Source organism: Brevibacillus laterosporus DSM 25, from assembly GCF_002706795.1.
Classification (GTDB): Bacteria; Bacillota; Bacilli; order Brevibacillales; family Brevibacillaceae; genus Brevibacillus_B; species Brevibacillus_B laterosporus.
This window is the reverse complement of sequence record NZ_CP017705.1, coordinates 288,869-304,944: the sequence shown is the minus strand read 5'-3', so window position 1 is coordinate 304,944 and position 16,076 is coordinate 288,869. Positions and strand designations below refer to the sequence as shown.

The 16,076-nt window shown below is 40.3% G+C and carries 14 protein-coding genes; 9 read left to right on the top strand and 5 right to left on the bottom strand.

Translation table 11 applies throughout. The features are described 5' to 3' along the window. Positions 1–9: 9 nt before the first annotated feature. On the bottom strand, positions 10–1,260 hold the full coding sequence (locus tag BrL25_RS01410) for an S-layer homology domain-containing protein (protein WP_018670923.1): 1,251 nt from the start codon (positions 1,258–1,260) through the stop codon (positions 10–12). Between the two features lie 329 nt (positions 1,261–1,589). Between BrL25_RS01410 and BrL25_RS01405 the strand changes: the two genes are divergently transcribed. The 8 genes from BrL25_RS01405 to BrL25_RS01370 all read left to right on the top strand — a co-directional run bounded on the left by BrL25_RS01405 (position 1,590) and on the right by BrL25_RS01370 (position 12,230). Then, complete coding sequence (locus tag BrL25_RS01405) at positions 1,590–3,716, top strand: AMP-binding protein (RefSeq protein ID WP_018670924.1); 2,127 nt, start codon at positions 1,590–1,592, stop codon at positions 3,714–3,716. Between the two features lie 19 nt (positions 3,717–3,735). Next, positions 3,736–4,938: a lysophospholipid transporter LplT gene (gene lplT / locus BrL25_RS01400; protein WP_018670925.1), complete on the top strand. Its 1,203-nt coding sequence runs from the start codon at positions 3,736–3,738 to the stop codon at positions 4,936–4,938. Between the two features lie 115 nt (positions 4,939–5,053). Then, positions 5,054–7,882, top strand: a complete 2,829-nt coding sequence (locus BrL25_RS01395) for a sigma-54-dependent transcriptional regulator (protein ID WP_018670926.1) — start codon at positions 5,054–5,056, stop codon at positions 7,880–7,882. A gap of 187 nt (positions 7,883–8,069) precedes the next feature. Continuing rightward, positions 8,070–8,372, top strand: a complete 303-nt coding sequence (locus BrL25_RS01390) for a PTS sugar transporter subunit IIB (RefSeq protein ID WP_018670927.1) — start codon at positions 8,070–8,072, stop codon at positions 8,370–8,372. A gap of 15 nt (positions 8,373–8,387) precedes the next feature. After that, positions 8,388–9,737: a PTS cellobiose transporter subunit IIC gene (gene celB, locus BrL25_RS01385; RefSeq protein WP_018670928.1), complete on the top strand. Its 1,350-nt coding sequence runs from the start codon at positions 8,388–8,390 to the stop codon at positions 9,735–9,737. 36 nt (positions 9,738–9,773) lie between these two features. After that, entirely contained in the window at positions 9,774–10,523 is a 750-nt protein-coding gene (chbG, locus tag BrL25_RS01380; protein WP_026315096.1) for a chitin disaccharide deacetylase, read from the top strand. Positions 10,524–10,552: 29 nt separating this feature from the next. Beyond that, entirely contained in the window at positions 10,553–10,888 is a 336-nt protein-coding gene (locus BrL25_RS01375; RefSeq protein ID WP_018670930.1) for a PTS sugar transporter subunit IIA, read from the top strand. Continuing rightward, positions 10,875–12,230 carry a 6-phospho-beta-glucosidase gene (locus BrL25_RS01370; protein ID WP_018670931.1) on the top strand — a complete coding sequence of 452 codons (1,356 nt, stop codon included), beginning with the start codon at positions 10,875–10,877 and terminating at the stop codon, positions 12,228–12,230. Before BrL25_RS01375 ends, BrL25_RS01370 begins: the two co-directional genes overlap by 14 nt. 145 nt (positions 12,231–12,375) lie before the next feature. Here the strand turns inward: BrL25_RS01370 and BrL25_RS01365 are convergent, their stop codons facing one another. The 3 genes from BrL25_RS01365 to BrL25_RS01355 are packed head-to-tail and all read right to left on the bottom strand — an operon-like array spanning position 12,376 to position 13,658. Then, positions 12,376–12,690, bottom strand: coding sequence for a DMT family transporter (locus BrL25_RS01365; protein WP_018670932.1), 315 nt, complete (start codon positions 12,688–12,690; stop codon positions 12,376–12,378). A gap of 2 nt (positions 12,691–12,692) precedes the next feature. Next, positions 12,693–13,049: a DMT family transporter gene (locus BrL25_RS01360; RefSeq protein WP_018670933.1), complete on the bottom strand. Its 357-nt coding sequence runs from the start codon at positions 13,047–13,049 to the stop codon at positions 12,693–12,695. A gap of 21 nt (positions 13,050–13,070) precedes the next feature. After that, positions 13,071–13,658 carry a TetR/AcrR family transcriptional regulator gene (locus BrL25_RS01355; protein ID WP_018670934.1) on the bottom strand — a complete coding sequence of 196 codons (588 nt, stop codon included), beginning with the start codon at positions 13,656–13,658 and terminating at the stop codon, positions 13,071–13,073. Between the two features lie 260 nt (positions 13,659–13,918). Here BrL25_RS01355 and BrL25_RS01350 point away from each other — a divergent pair, with 260 nt between their 5' ends. Then, complete coding sequence (locus BrL25_RS01350; protein WP_018670935.1) at positions 13,919–14,560, top strand: FMN-dependent NADH-azoreductase; 642 nt, start codon at positions 13,919–13,921, stop codon at positions 14,558–14,560. Between the two features lie 267 nt (positions 14,561–14,827). On the opposite strand, the gene BrL25_RS01345 is transcribed toward BrL25_RS01350, so the two are convergent. Further along, positions 14,828–16,036, bottom strand: a complete 1,209-nt coding sequence (locus BrL25_RS01345; protein WP_018670936.1) for an NAD(P)/FAD-dependent oxidoreductase — start codon at positions 16,034–16,036, stop codon at positions 14,828–14,830. Between the last annotated feature and the right edge of the window lie 40 nt (positions 16,037–16,076).

Here is a 16,076-nt window from a genome sequence, read left to right as displayed (position 1 = left end):
GCTTCTTTTTTATTTTTTCGTAGCTGTAAATGTGAAATTGTCAAACCAAGTAGTCTTTGATGGAATTTGTTTAAAAGCATCTTTGCTCATGTACAATCCTATTTCGGAATGATCCCACTTCACCTTTTGCAGCGTATAGATATTTGTGCCGTTTAAATAAACGGATAATGTATCATTTTTTGCTTTTATTTTCAGGTTGTTGTTTGTTTTTAGCTTGGTGGCAATGCTTGCAATTGCTTTTGTCTCTTTCTTTTCTGGATCAGTAAGGTGACGAACTTGCAGGGAGTCTTTTGTCAAATAAACGATATCTGCTTCTCCGTCTTCACCATTAAAAAATATACCAGCTTCACCATCTGTTTTTACTGGATTAATATCTACTTCTATTTCCCATTCTGTATCATCTTTGTTTACCTTTTCTTGTAGAGGCAGAAGATAATGTTTTAGATCGCTGTCATTGCTATAAGCTGTTACACGTTTATCATAAACCACCCACGATCCAGTTCCTCGTGGACTGTTCCATTTTTTCAATTGATTATCTGAAAAATCATCAGTCACTTCTCTTGTTTTTTGATCAGGCTTTGGTTGTGGGACAGGAGAAGTAGGATCAGTTGGGAAAACCACTTTTTGTTCATCTAATTTAGCACGGTACAATAAAGATGCAGCTTCAGCACGAGTGATGGCATCTTGTGGACGGAAAGTACCATCGTTGAAGCCTTTAATAAGATCATTATCTAAGGCGATTGCGATAAAGGTACGAAGATTGTAAGAAATCTTTTCTTTATCTCTGAATTGATTTAATAATGTTATTTTTGCTGATTTTGATTGGTCATAACCTAGCAGGCGTACCAAAGCAACGGCAATGTCTTCACGTACCGCATTTTGATCAGGCTTGTAGCTGTAGGTCGAACCTGATTTGTAGCCAGTCAGGTAAGGCTTTGCATACTCGACATACGTAAATGCCCAATGACTGCGTGGTACATCTTTAAAGGTCTGAGAAATACCCCATTTATCCCCCAATTGGACTCCAGAGGCTGCAATCATAATTTTAGCAAACTCGGCACGGGTAACTTTTGAGTTTGGACGGAATGAACCGTCGCTATAACCATCAATAATTCCCTTGTTGGCCATATCTGTAATTGCTTCATAAGCCCAATGATCTCGCGGAACGTCCCAAAAAATTGTGTTTTTAGCTTGTGCAAGCAGGGGCATCATGGAAAACAGCAGTAGGAACGACAACAGTAAAGCAGATATCTTTTTCATGGTTTCCTCCTCATATTCTTTTTCATGTGTGATGTTTGTCAATTTTCTTGACGTGGAAAACAATAAGTTAGTTTCAGTGTTTATCAGAAAAAACAAAAAATAGGGCGAATTGAGTAGGGCTAATCTCCTTAGCTTGGATTCTAATTGGCCAAATAGACTTGTTTTGTACAGAGAAGAATAAAATATGCTATGAAAAAAGATAGAAAAAACCAGCATTACAGAAGATGGATGGTTAGGTGTAGAGATATGTCGTATATATTAGTTGACAAGTCTGTTATGATTTTTTGAGAATACAAGTAATTTGGAGAAAAGAAGAAGGGTGGAATGGTGTGGGTATTGTAGATGGTTTGTTAAAAACGGTGGTAAATGCGAGTTATCGAGTCGAGATAGAGGGACTCTCAAAACTTGATTTTTCCAAGCCGGTTATTTTAGCACCAAATCACGTGTCAATCTTAGATGCGATATTGCTGGCTTGCAATCTTCCTAAAGAGGTATGCTATGTAGTGAATACGGATATTGCAAAGAAATATGCCAGCTTTTTATCGCAGCGAAAATTTATAACGGTAGATCCTTTTAATTCCTATTCCATTCGTAAAATTGTACGTGAAGTCAAGACTGGCGTACCTTTGGTGTTGTTTCCTGAAGGCAGGATTACAACGACTGGTGGAATAATGAAAATATATAGTGGGCTCGGTTATATTGCACTTCGTACAGGTGCCACTATTTATCCCGTTACATTGCTGGGAGTTGAACGTACACCATTCTCTTACATTACGGATAAGTGGAAAACGAAGCTATTCCCCAAAGTGCGTATCCGTATTGGAGAGCCTTATACAATTCCAGTAGAAGCGGGAGTATCTAAGCGCATTCAAAAGGAAAAGGCCGGTAGTTTAGTCCTGAGAACGATGCAAACAGAGTTATTTTATTCCAAGGAGAAGCATCATGTGCAATTATTTAATGAATTGCTGGATGCATGTCGTCTTAATGGTCCCAACCGGATGATTGGTGAAGAATTAACACAGTCTATTACTTACAAAAAGTTGGCGATAAGTTCATATGCATTAGGTAATAAATTACAAGCTCTTGTTCGCAATGAGCAACGTATTGGTACTCTATTACCTACATCACTAGGCCATGCAGTAGCTTTATTTTCATTGTTTTATTTAGATAAGTCAGTTGCCCTACTCAACTTTAGCATGGGAGTGCAAACGGTGTTGGATGCATGTGAAACCGCAAGCATTTCCATCATTTTAACCTCCAGAGAATTTATTCAGAAGGCTAATTTACAGCCCATGGCTGATGCGCTTGAAAAACATATACAGGTTATTTACTTAGAAGACGTAAAAGCTTCTATTAGCACAACTGACAAAGTAAAGGCCATGTTTGCTTATATGAGCAATCAGCGTGCTTTAAAAGAGAATTCAAAACAGGAAAGTGAACTTATTTTATTTACATCTGGAAGTGAGAGCAAGCCAAAAGGGGTGGTGCTCACCCATAGTAATATTTATAACAATATTCAGCAGGTCTTGAGCATGATGGATATGACGTCGAAAGACAAGTTTTTAAATACCCTGCCAATGTTTCACAGCTTCGGTTTAACGGTAGGTACGATTTTGCCAATTGTGACAGGAATACCTGTATTCTTTTACCCTTCGCCGCTCCATTATAAGGTGATTCCTGAGATTGCTTATGATCGTAATTGTACAGTGTTATTTGGAACCTCTACATTTCTCGCAGGTTATGCTCGCACTGCCAAACCATACGATTTTTACGCCATGCGGCATGTAGTGGCGGGAGCAGAAAAATTAAAGGAAGAGGTCCGACAGCTCTGGATGGACAAATTCGGTATAAGAGTGATGGAAGGATATGGTACGACTGAGGCTTCTCCTATTCTTTCACTGAACACCCCGCTACAGCATAAAAAGGGAACAGTAGGCCAATTTCTGCCAGGTATTCGTTATGAACTAGAGAAGATTGAAGGCATATCTGAAGGCGGTAACCTTTGGGTTGATGGAGCGAATGTCATGAAAGGCTATTTATTTCATGGAAAAGGGTTTGAACCTAGAGAAGGCTACTATGATTGTGGAGATATCGTAACGGTGGATGACGAGGGGTACATTTCTATCGTAGCTCGCAAAAAACGTTTTGCAAAAATTGCAGGTGAAATGGTCTCACTAAATTTAGTCGAGCAATTGGTTACAGAAGTGGCGCAAGATACAAGGCTTGCCGCTGTGACGACAGGTGATCCACGAAAAGGGGAACGCATCTATCTATTTACCTCAATTCCCATTACAATGCGTGAGATTAAGGAATATGTACTAGCTAAAGGCTTCTCAGCACTGTTGGTTCCTTCCAAAATTGTAGAGATCGAGGAACTCCCTATGCTGGGTAGTGGCAAGGTGGACTATGTAACATTAAAACAATGGGCAGAACAAGGAAACCCATCTAATCGATAAGGAGAGGAGAGCGGCATTCGTGAAAAATAAAGCCTTGAAGTATCTATACATCACTCAATTTTTATCTGCATTTGCTGATAACATGGCATTATTTGTGATTGCCAATCTGTTAAGACAAAATGGCTTTTCTCCTGTCGCACTTGCCTTAGTTTCCATGGCATTTTTCTTGCCATTTATTTTAATGGCACCTGTGGTAGGACCCATAGCTGATAAGTATTCCAAAACAGAAATTTTACTTGCAGGTAATTTTTTGAAGCTACTTGGTATCGTGTTATTAATGTCAGTGGACCACCATAGTATTATGGCGTTGATGGCTAGTTACTTTACAGTAGGAATAGGAGCTGTTGTCTATTCACCTGCCAAGTATGGCATATTAGTAGAGCTTACTGAGAATGAAATGGAGTTATTTGAAGCTAATTCGCGGATTGAAGCCTATACGATACTTGCCATTTTGTTGGGGATTGGGGGAGGAGGGGCGATTGCAGCCGTTACTAGTGTAGCTGTTTCCTCTAGCATTTGCTTGCTTCTCTTTGCGGCTTCTATCGCTATGACTTTTTATATTCCAATGCAACGAGGCAATCCCCATATTAAAATTAGTGAAGAAATTCGCTTGTTTTTTGAAAATTTTCGTTTGCTGTACCGTCATCCGACTACGCATTACGCATTGATCGGAACAGGAGCATTCTGGATGAGTTCGGCGGTACTCCGGATTGCTGTACTTGCTTGGATTCCGCTTACATTAGGCTTTGCAGAGAATGACTTTCGAGTATCACTTATTCTAGCGACTACCTCTATTGGGATTATTGGAGGAGCTTTCTTTGCTCCCAAGGTTATTCCCTTATCTAGATTTACCAAAGCCATTTTCTATGGGTTTCTTATGACGGGCTGTATTATGCTGTTTCCCTGGATTCATTCTACATTCATTGCGATCCTGATGTTGCTTGCCGTTGGTTTTATGGGTGGGGTTTTTATCGTTCCGATGAACACAGTCATTCAGGAGCAGGGACTTCAAATCATTGGATCAGGCAAAACGATTGCGGTCCAAAATTTTGTGGAGAATAGCTTAATGCTAGGAGGAACTGCTATTTACTATGCGGTAGCCTATATGGGTGGCTCCGTTTCTTTCGCTATTTTATTTCAGGGTATTCTCCTTGCAGTCTTTCTCGGTTATCTGGTAATCAAAATTCCAGAAGTAGATCGGGCTCGGACCAAGCGAATTTAGCTTTCACAAAAATGATCCATGGATGAATAGATATAAATATGAGATGATGGATAATGAATGATGAAAGAGTTTTCATAGTGAACCTGTCAGTTAAAAATCGGCACAAGGTGATGAAATGAAACGCATAGAGCTGATTATGCAACAGATTGTATCCAATTCACGTGAAGGACAAGCAAGCAGTGCTCAAGAGTTGGCTGAGCTCCTCTCGTTAAGTCGAGCCAATGTGAGTTCTGATTTAAACCAGCTATGGAGAGAAGGGCGTATAGAGAAAAGTACAACCCGGCCTGTACGATTCTCCTTGCCTGGTACTCAACCTACTGCTTTGATGAATGAAAAGAAAGTGGAAGCGAAAGCATTTGAACAAAGAAAAGCTGAAGGAAAACGGACTTGGGAACGTAATAGTGCAGGCTCTTTTTCAACGGAACCCAAGAGAAATAATCATCAGGGAGTAAATCAGCTACAAGATAGCGTGATGGACCAGTTAGCTAAAGATTGTCAAAGCTTAACAGCACTCATTGAACAAGCTAAAGCCGCTTTGCTCTATCCGCCCCATGGCATGCATACACTACTCTTTGGTGAGACGGGTGTAGGGAAAACCATGTTTGCTGGGCTCATGTACGAATATGCTGTGGAAAAAGGAATTTTAGCAGCTACTGCTCCGTTTATCACATTTAACTGTGCAGACTACGCTCATAATGCTCAGTTATTGGTAGGTCAATTATTTGGTGTGAAAAAGGGTGCATACACTGGCGCTGATCAAGATCGTCCAGGACTAATGGAAGCCGCTGATAATGGCATTCTATTTTTAGACGAAGTGCATCGCTTGCCTTCAGAAGGGCAAGAGATGTTATTTACTTTCATTGATAAAGGCTTCTTCAGACGTGTAGGTGAAACCGATGGAGTGCGTCAGGCTACTGTCAGATTAATTGCGGCAACAACAGAGAATCCTACATCTGCCTTGCTAGCTACTTTTACCAGACGGATTCCTATGATGATTTCTCTGCCCTCCTTAAAAGAAAGAGGACTGGAGGAGCGTCTACAGCTAATCAAGCAGTTTTTTCAAGAAGAGTCTTATCGATTAGGGAAGGATATTCATGTCTCAGGGAATTCTATCCGTGCTCTTTTACTGTACCACTGTCCGAACAACATCGGTCAATTGAAAACGGATATTCGACTATCCTGCGCAAAGGCATATGCCGATTTTATTTCTTTACGGAAAACAGAAATGCAAATTACTACAGCTGATCTCCCCCCTCATGTAAAAGAGGGCGTGCTACATGTGGAGCAGAATAGACAAAATATCGAGAAGCTTATTGGAGAGAAAAAATATTTTCTGTTTCATCCAGATCAAGAGCCATATATTTTAGAAGATTCATCTGTGATTGATAATAATATCTATGAACGAATGGAACAAAAGATTGTTCAGCTACGAGCTACAGGAGTATCTGATACAGAGTTGTACACAGTTTTGACTAGTGAGATTGAGAAATATTTTACTAATTATCTGACTAATGTACGAAAAAGCTTTAATCAGGAGGATGTATTAAAAATCGTCCATCCCGATATTGTCAATCTGGTCGAAGACATCGTCAAGTATGCCGAGACTATTTTGAATAGAAAATTAACACGTAATGTTCTACTGGGAATGTCCTTACATATTCAGACACTGATTGATCGTATTGGAAGGGGTAAAACAATCTCGAATCCGCAGTTGAATCAAATTAGCAAGCTACATAAAGCTGAATTCATGGTGGCTCTTGAATGTGTGAGCAAGATAGAAGAGGCTTTTGATCTCGACATACCACTAGATGAAGCTGGTTTTCTCTGCATGTTCTTTGTACTCGATGAAGCACAACCTGAAGAAATGAAAAATTATGTTGGTATTCTCGTCATGATGCACGGTAATTCCAGTGCTACTTCTATGGTAGAGGTGACAAACCGCCTGCTGGGTACAGATCACGCTGTCTCATTGGATATGCCCTTAGAAAAGACACCCCATGAATTATTAGAGAAAGCCAAAGAAATCGCCAGGACGATTGGTAACGAAGAAGGACTGTTGTTTTTAGTAGATATGGGCTCTTTGCTTACCTTTGGGGAAATTGTCCAAAAAGAATTGGGAATACCCGTAAAAGTTATTCCGTTAGTTAGTACCACTCATGTTTTAGAAGCTACGCGCAAAGCGATATCAGGCTCTACTTTAGACGAGATTTATCAAAGTGTGTTAGCTGTATCAAGTCATGAAATACAAGAGCAGTCTGTTAAACGGGAACGTAATAAGCTACCAAAACAAGTGATCGTAACGGCGTGTTTGACAGGTGAAGGAAGCGCACTTGTAATTAAAAATTTGTTGAAAAATTATCTGCGGTTTCATAATGAATCATTACAAATTATACCGATTACTTGTGTAGATCAAACCAAGGCCAAACAGGAATTGGAAGACCTAAAGGAAAAACGCCAGATTTTGTGTGTTGTGAGCAATTTTCGATTGGATATTGAAGCACCTCAATACAATATTGAGCAGGTCTTAAGCTTACAGGCAATTCCAGAGATTCAGCAGATTATCAACCAGGAAGAAATTTATATAAAAATGGGTGAAACACTAGAATCTCATTTAAAATACCTCTCCGGTGAACAAGTCCTAGCAGATGTTCGTGCTACTATTAAATGTATGGAGAAGGAGCTACAGCAGGATCTATATCAGGATGAACTGATGGGAATTACATTGCATATGTGCTGCATGATTGATCGGTTAAAAGGTAGAGAAGAAGTAGCGGTATTTAAAGAAAAGGAAGCGTACAAGCAAAATTATAAGGAGATGCTTACTGTTATACAAAGGCTTATGCAGCCAATTGAACTGACTTATGGCATTATGGTGGAGGAAAATGAAATCTGTTACCTTGTTAAATTTTTCCTGATGAGTGAAGAAAACCAGCCTCAATCATAAGTAAACACTCGCTTTGCTTAAAACGAAACACTATCTCATTAGTGTTTCGTTTTTTTATGGATGAGCAATACACTAATAGAAGAATTAAGAGATGACAGCCTACACATAAAAGAATTAGTGTTTTGGCATAGCAATTGCAATATAAATAAAATGTAAACACTTACATGATCAAAGGGGGCATATAAAGATGAATATTGTACTGTGTTGTTCAGCAGGAATGTCAACTAGCCTACTCGTAACTCGAATGGAGGAGGCAGCAAGGGAGTTAGGAATTGAGGCAACGATTTGGGCTATCTCTGCAGATGATATGCGTGATAACTGGGATAAAGCAGAGGTCGTGCTACTCGGACCCCAAATTCGTTATAAATTAGCAGAATTCAAAAAGGAAGGCGAAGCGAGAAATATACCAGTTGATGTCATAAAACCTGTTGATTATGGCATGGTCAATGGCCAAAAGGTTCTAGAATCTGCTCTAAACATGAAGAAATAGAGAGGAGTGATAACAATGGACAGACTCGTTCAATTATTCGAGAGAGCGCTGATGCCCATTGCAGGGAAGATCGCGGGGCAGAAGCATTTACAAGCCATTCGTGACGGTATCGTCTTAACAACTCCCCTGCTAATTGTCGGGTCCTTATGTTTGGTTATTGGGTTTATTCCAATTGACGGTTATGATGACTTTATGAAAGGAATTTTTGGTGAGCTATGGCGTACAAAGCTTTTATACCCGGTAGGCGCTACTTTTGATATTATGGCACTCATTGCTAGTTTTGGTGTAGCGTATCGGTTAGCGGAGAAGTATAAGGTGGACCCTTTATCGGCAGCTTCCATATCTGTTGCCTCCTTCTTGTTGGTAACGCCATACAATACCATGTTTACTGCGCCTGGGACAGAAACAGCCATACAGGTTAGCGGTGTCATACCTGTAACATTGATGGGTAGCCAAGGCTTGTTTGTTGCCATGATTATGGCTCTTCTATCAACTGAAATTTTCCGTATTGTTATACAAAAGGACATTGTAGTAAAAATGCCGCCAGGTGTGCCACCAGCGGTTGCAAAATCCTTCGTCGCTCTCATTCCAGCTTTTATTGTACTTGGAGCCTGCTGGATTATTCGTTTGATTATGGAAGCGACCACTTTTGAAAGCGTACACAATATTGTTAAAACGCTGTTAGGAGTTCCGTTACAAGCATTAGGCTCCAGCTTTGCAGGCGCTTTAATCGCTGTTATTTTGATTCATCTTTTATGGGCTTGCGGTCTACATGGAGCCAATTTGGTTGGTAGTGTAATGAGTCCAATCTGGTTAACTCTGATGGATGCAAACCGAGCTGTTTACATGAGCAATCCTAATGCAGAATTACCCAATGTCATCACCAGTCAATTCTTTGATCTATGGCTCTATATTGGTGGGTCAGGCACAACACTTGCGATGGTTGTTGCAATGGCATTTCTGGCGAAGAGTCAACAGATGAAAAGCTTAGGTAGACTCTCACTTGCACCAGGGCTATTTAACATCAACGAACCGGTGATCTTCGGGATGCCGATCGTAATGAACCCGCTATTAATTATTCCGTTTGTAATAACGCCTGTTGTTCTATTGTGTGTCTCTTATTTTGCAATGTCCACGGGACTTGTAGCGAGACCTAGCGGTATATCCGTGCCTTGGACGACTCCATTGTTAATCAGCGGTTATCTAGCGACTGGTGCTAAAGCGTCTGGATTAATACTTCAACTCATTAACTTTATATTAGCTTTTGCGATTTACTATCCATTCTTCCGTCTGTGGGATCGTCAAAAATGCAAAGAAGAGCAGGAGGCAACAAAAAATCAAGCTGTCAACACATTACAAGCATAAGTAAAATTGTGTTTTGCAGATATATAGAAAGGGGTAATCGTTACGAAACTGATTATAAACGCAGATGATTTTGGTTACTCAAGAGGAGTCAATTATGGAATTATTACTTCCCATGCATGTGGTGTTGTTACATCGACCACGATGATGATGAATATGCCTGAGGTAGAGCATGCCTTTCAGCTGGCGGAACAGCACTCAGGTTTAGGAGTAGGGATTCATTTGGTTCTGACCTGTGGGAAACCACTCAGTGACGATGTACCTTCCTTAGTAAATGAATCAGGTCGATTTCACTCGTTGCGGGATGTATTTCATCTAATGAATACAGAAGATGTGGAAAAAGAATTTACACGTCAATTAGAAGCATTCCTCTCATTCGGGAAGAAACCAACCCATATTGATAGCCATCATCATGTACATGGGCATGAGAAAATATTGCCTATCGTGTTGAAATTAGCGGAGCGGTATAATGTACCGCTTCGTCTCTTCCACACAAATGATGAGACTAATAGGTTACAAGCAGGGGTACGGAGCACTGTTGCTTTCGATCATACTTTTTATGGGGATGAACTTTCCCTTGAGTCTTTGGAACAAATCTTGGATAAGTATGTTGGAGTTGAATCGCTTGAAATTATGACACATCCCGCTTTTATCGACCAACCTCTTTACCAAGGAAGTAGCTATGCGCTTCAACGTATGAACGAATTGGCGATTTTGACTGACCCGCATGTTAAAGAACGGCTGAACTGCCGAGATATACAATTGATTACATTTGAACAACTTGGCTGACAGTGGGTCATGGGATAGGAGGCAACCATATGGAAATTACGGATGTAGCTTTTCACATTATATTACATGGTGGTAACGCCAAAAGCTTTGCGATGGAGGCAATTGCAGCAGCAAAGCGCGGAGAGATAGAGGAAGCACGCAAATTAATGGACGAAGCAACCACAGAGTTACGCGAAGCCCACCATATTCAGACTTCTTTAATTCAGGAAGAAGCTGGTGGGCGCAAGACAGAGTTAACCTTATTAATGATCCACGCGCAAGACCATTTAATGAATGCAATCACCGTTAAAGACTTAGCAAATGAGTTCATTGACCTTTATGCAAAAATAAACATCGAAGGGGGACTTACAGTTGAGCGGAATTAAAATTGTAACCATTGGCGGTGGCTCTAGCTACACACCAGAGTTAGTTGAAGGCTTTATCAAGCGTTATGAGGAATTACCTGTGCGCGAACTCTGGCTAGTCGATATTCCAGAAGGAAAAGAAAAGTTGGAAATCGTAGGAAATTTAGCAAAACGCATGGTGGAGAAGGCTGGTGTCCCAATGCAAATTCATTTGTCATTGGATCACAGAGAAGCGTTGCCAGGGGCTGATTTTGTTACGACTCAATTACGTGTAGGTCTACTAAAGGCTCGTGGATTAGACGAAAGCATACCATTAAAGCATGGATGCATTGGCCAGGAAACAAACGGCGCAGGTGGTTTGTTTAAGGCATTGCGTACAATCCCAGTTATTTTAAGCATTAGTAAGGATATGGAGGAACTATGTCCAGATGCATGGCTCATTAATTTTACGAATCCAGCTGGAATGGTGACGGAGGCGGTTCTACGCCACAGCAATATTAAAAAAGTAGTAGGTCTTTGTAATGTTCCAGTCGGCATGAAGATGGCTGTTGCCAAGATGCTAGATGTAGATGGTAGCCGTGTGCACATTGATTTTGCAGGATTAAATCATATGGTTTTTGGGACAAACGTCTATCTGGATGGTAGGAAAGTAACGGAGCAAATAATCGAAAAGCTGACAAGTGACGAAGAAACGGGTCCTTCCGTGAAAAATATTGTAGATATGGGCTGGGAAAAAGAGTTCATTCGTGCGTTAGGTTTATTGCCGTGTCCGTATCATCGCTATTATTACCAAACAGGACCAATGCTTGAACATGAAGTAGAAGCGGCGAAAAAAGAAGGAACAAGAGCAGAAGTAGTTCAGAAGGTAGAAGCTGAATTGTTTGAGCTGTATAAAGACCCTGAGTTGGCCATCAAGCCACCGCAGCTGGAGAAACGAGGCGGCGCATACTACAGTGATGCGGCATGTAACCTAATTTACTCGATTTATAATGATGTACGTGACATCCAGCCGGTTAACGTTCGAAACAACGGTGCAATTGCAGGTATTTCCCCAGATTCAGCTGTAGAAGTGAACTGTGTAATCACAAAAGAAGGGCCTGTGCCAATCTCAGTCGGTGAACTACCAATCGCTGTAAACGGCTTAGTTCAACAAATTAAATCCTTTGAACGAGTGGCGATTGAAGCAGCGGTGACAGGTGATTACCATAAGGCGTTGTTAGCAATGAGCATTAATCCATTAATTCCATCAGATACCATCGCTAAAACGATTTTAGATGAAATGTTGGAAGCTCATAAGGCATATCTGCCGCAGTTTTTCAAATCGGAGACAGGTAAAGTGACCGCAGAAGTTGGTAATGCTTAGATGAAACCAAAAAATAATAGAAACTAGGTAGTGGTTTTGCTAATACAAAAAGCACAGGAGGTATCATTGCGAAATGTTGATCATCCCCGCAATTATCAACCTTCTGTGCTTTTTTGATCAGTTTTGTAAGCTGTCCCATGTATTGTTATGATATCATTTTCAAACCAATTGCTGCGGACACAATCATCATAATAAATAAAATCCGCCGCCATTCTTTTGGTTCCTTATAAACAAGCATGCCCAATAAGGCGCTCCCAACTGTACCAATACCAGTCCAGATTGCGTAAGCTGTACCCATTGAAATACTTTTCATGGACAGGTTCAAAAAAGTAAAACTAAGAGCGAATCCACCAATTAAAATAAGATAAGAGGCTAAGCTTTGTTTTAATGAGACCTTTTTTAGCCCCAGCACGCCAACAATTTCAAAGCATCCTGCAAAAAATAAGAAAGCCCAGCCCATGTTTAGCTCGCTCCTTTCAGCTTCGTTTCTCTGGTTCCTGAATCATCAGTTGTGATCAATTTCAATCCGATAACACCTACCAGCAATAAAGCAACAAGGATTACTTTAGCTAAATGGAACGGTTCACCAAACAACAACATCTCTGTCAAAATAGTACCAGCAGTACCGATTCCAGTAAAAACAGCATAAACCGTCCCAATTGGGAGATTTTTGGTTGCACGGATAAGCACGGCGAAACTAAGAGTAATCGTAATCAAAGTTCCAGCCCATTCATACCAGGTCGAGGAGTGTTTAATCCCCGAGACCCAAATAATTTCTAATAATCCACCAACTAGTACGTATGTCCAATTCCGATTCATCGCATGTTGCCTCCAAACCTGTTACTTGTGTAACTGAAGGTGAATCCCCTCAGCGAAAATTTTCCATGAGGAGGCCCAACGTTTCTCATATCGCTCTGACCCACCAAACAATAATTCTGCAAATAGACCATCCATTAAACAAAGAAAGGCAATCGCGGCATCTTGAGGATCATCAACCTGAATTTCCCCTAATTCCTTTGCACGCTTAAAGAAGGGGACTAGCATAGCCTCCAGTTCGTCCAAAAACTGATTGGTCACATCACTAACCGTCTCTACCATACTAGATGGGGGAAAAAAAGCCATCCGGAGCCAAAATGTAAACGTGCCATCATTAGTAAAATTTGTTTTGTAATGGTTCAAAAGCTGGGGTAACAAGACTGATAGGTGTTGATTCTGATTGACCACAAAAAATTGTTGAATAATGGCTGTTTCTTTAGCAAATACATCATGAATCAGGTGTAAAAAAAGATCTTCCTTTGCTTTAAAGTGGGCATAAATGGAAGGTTTTTTAATCCCAACCGCATCTGCAATTTGAGCAAGCGACGTTCCTTCATAGCCGTGTTGAGCAAAACACTGCAATGCAGCTTCTTTTATCTTGTTGGCAGTCATAAGACTAAACCTCCTACCTAACGTTCGTTAGGTAAAGCATCTCACAAGATTTTATCCGTGTCAAATAAAGAATGCTCCAAGAGATCAAAAAATATACAGAAAAATATGGAAAAATACTTTCTATATAAATGTGTTGACAAAATTTCTATCAAAAAGTACTATACTTGTATAAGGTAAGTAAATAAATATTAATGTATTACATGCTGTACACCTAGTAAGGAAATAATAAGGTACATACAACAGAAGGGATGATTACAACAATGGCAAAAGTATTGTATATTACAGCAAATCCGAAATCTGTAGAGGAATCATTTGGACTAAGTGTGGGAGAAACTTTCGTGGAGGCATATCGTCAAGCAAACCCGCAAGATGAGGTAGTTCGTGTTGATCTATTTAAAGAAGATATCCCAACAATTGATGGGACAGTATTGGACGCTTGGAACAAATTGGGTCAGGGAACTGCGTTCGGGGATTTAGCTCCAGAAGCTCAAGCTAAAGTAGGCCGTATGGGTGAAGTCTTGGAGCAGTTCTTGGAAGCAGATCGCTATGTATTTGTAACACCAATGTGGAACTTGAGCTTCCCTCCTGTAGTGAAAGCATATATTGACAATGTATTGATTGCTGGAAAAACCTTCAAATATACAGAAGCTGGCCCAGCAGGATTACTAAGTGGAAAAAAAGTTCTCCATATTCAAGCGCGTGGTGGTATGTACTCAGAAGGTCCTGCTGTTGACTTTGAATTTGGTGATAAATATTTACAAGCAGTAATGAACTTTATCGGTATCACTGAATATGAAACATTGGCAGTAGAAGGTATGAATGCACTTCCTGCTGAGGCGGAAAATATCAAGGCAAAAGCGAAAGTGCGTGCCACTGAAATCGCTAAAACGTTTGGTAAATAAATAGCAAGAAGCATACAATAAACGACCAGTTTATAAAGAAAGAGATATTTCAAAACAAAATCCATTCAGCAAAAAAACGCCATGGCTTATAGTAAAGCTGTGGCGTTTTTCTTTTGTTCCCCGGCTTTTTTTAATCATTTTAAAATCAATTTCAGCATGAGATCACCAATTATAAAATATTATTTAAGCTTAAACGCCTCTCTCTACATGATTTCCTTACACTCATTATGCGTAGGGTGTTGAAAAAATACCTTTTGAAAGAAAGAATTAAACACGGGCAAAATCTACTAAATGGGCATCCGTGTGAAAGCCTTTTACAACGAGGTCGTGAATAATTTGTGCTCCAACCATAGTGAGGACAGTTCCGTTTCCGCCGTAACCAAGCAAAAAATAGCATTGTGGGAAATCAGGCTGTGTTCCAATTAAAGGCAGACCATCATGTGTTTCACCAAATGTTGCAGCCCAGGAGTATTCAATGCGCATATCAGGTATGCTGGGAAACAAGTCTTGAACCTGCTGAAGCAAGAGCTTGGCTTTATGTTGTAGATGAGAATCGCGCTCTTGCTCGTCGTAGCTGGTAATATCTAAACCTCCCGCTACAATTCGATTATCCGCGGTAGTACGAAGATAAAGATAGGGACGGGCTGTTTCCCAAATAAGGGATCGCTCATGCCAACCCGTGAATGAAGGGAGCTGTTGAGTGACCAAAGCATAAGAACTAGAGAGCACTGCATTTTTATTTCGTTTGATTTGTTGTGTCTCATATCCAGTAGCAAAGATTGCTTTTTTACAGCGGATGTAGTTACCTTCTGCCGTAAAGAAAAGAAGGGTATCACCTTCTAGGATATGATGTGTTATCTCAGTTTCCGCATAAATGCGCATTCCTTTTCTGTGAGCATGCTGAAGAAGTGAATGTACCAGCTTAAAAGGATTAAATTCCGCATTACCTTCAGAATAAAGGGCAGCAGGTTTGCTAAAGGAGTAACGCTCTGCTATTTCATCTGCTTGGAGGAATGTTACAGGGAAACCGTATTTGGATAACCATTCATATTCTGTTTGCAAGTTTTGTACATCCCCTGGTTGCGAAGCGTAGTAAAGGCTTGGTCGTTGTATGTAATCGGGTGAGAATTCTAGCTGTGAGGTGATATGCTGTAGTTCTTCCACAGCTTGTTTACACATCCAGTAGAATCGTGCCCCTTTTTCTTCTCCAAAGGTAGCAATCATCGACGTCAGTGATTTATCATTAGCAAAATGCAAAAGACCAGTGTTAGCACAAGAGCTACCATGGGCTACCTTTCGTTTGTCTACTATCACAGTATCTACACCACTGTTAACTAAATAAAAACTACAAAGTGAACCAGCTTCCCCACCACCAATAATAAGAACATCACATTGAATGTCTTTGGAAAGTTTTGGATAAATAAAAGGGGATGGTAGTGTATCAAACCAAAATAATGAGCCGGTTTTTAAATTCATAGGTACCTATCCTTTGTATTAAGATAAATGTCATCTTAGT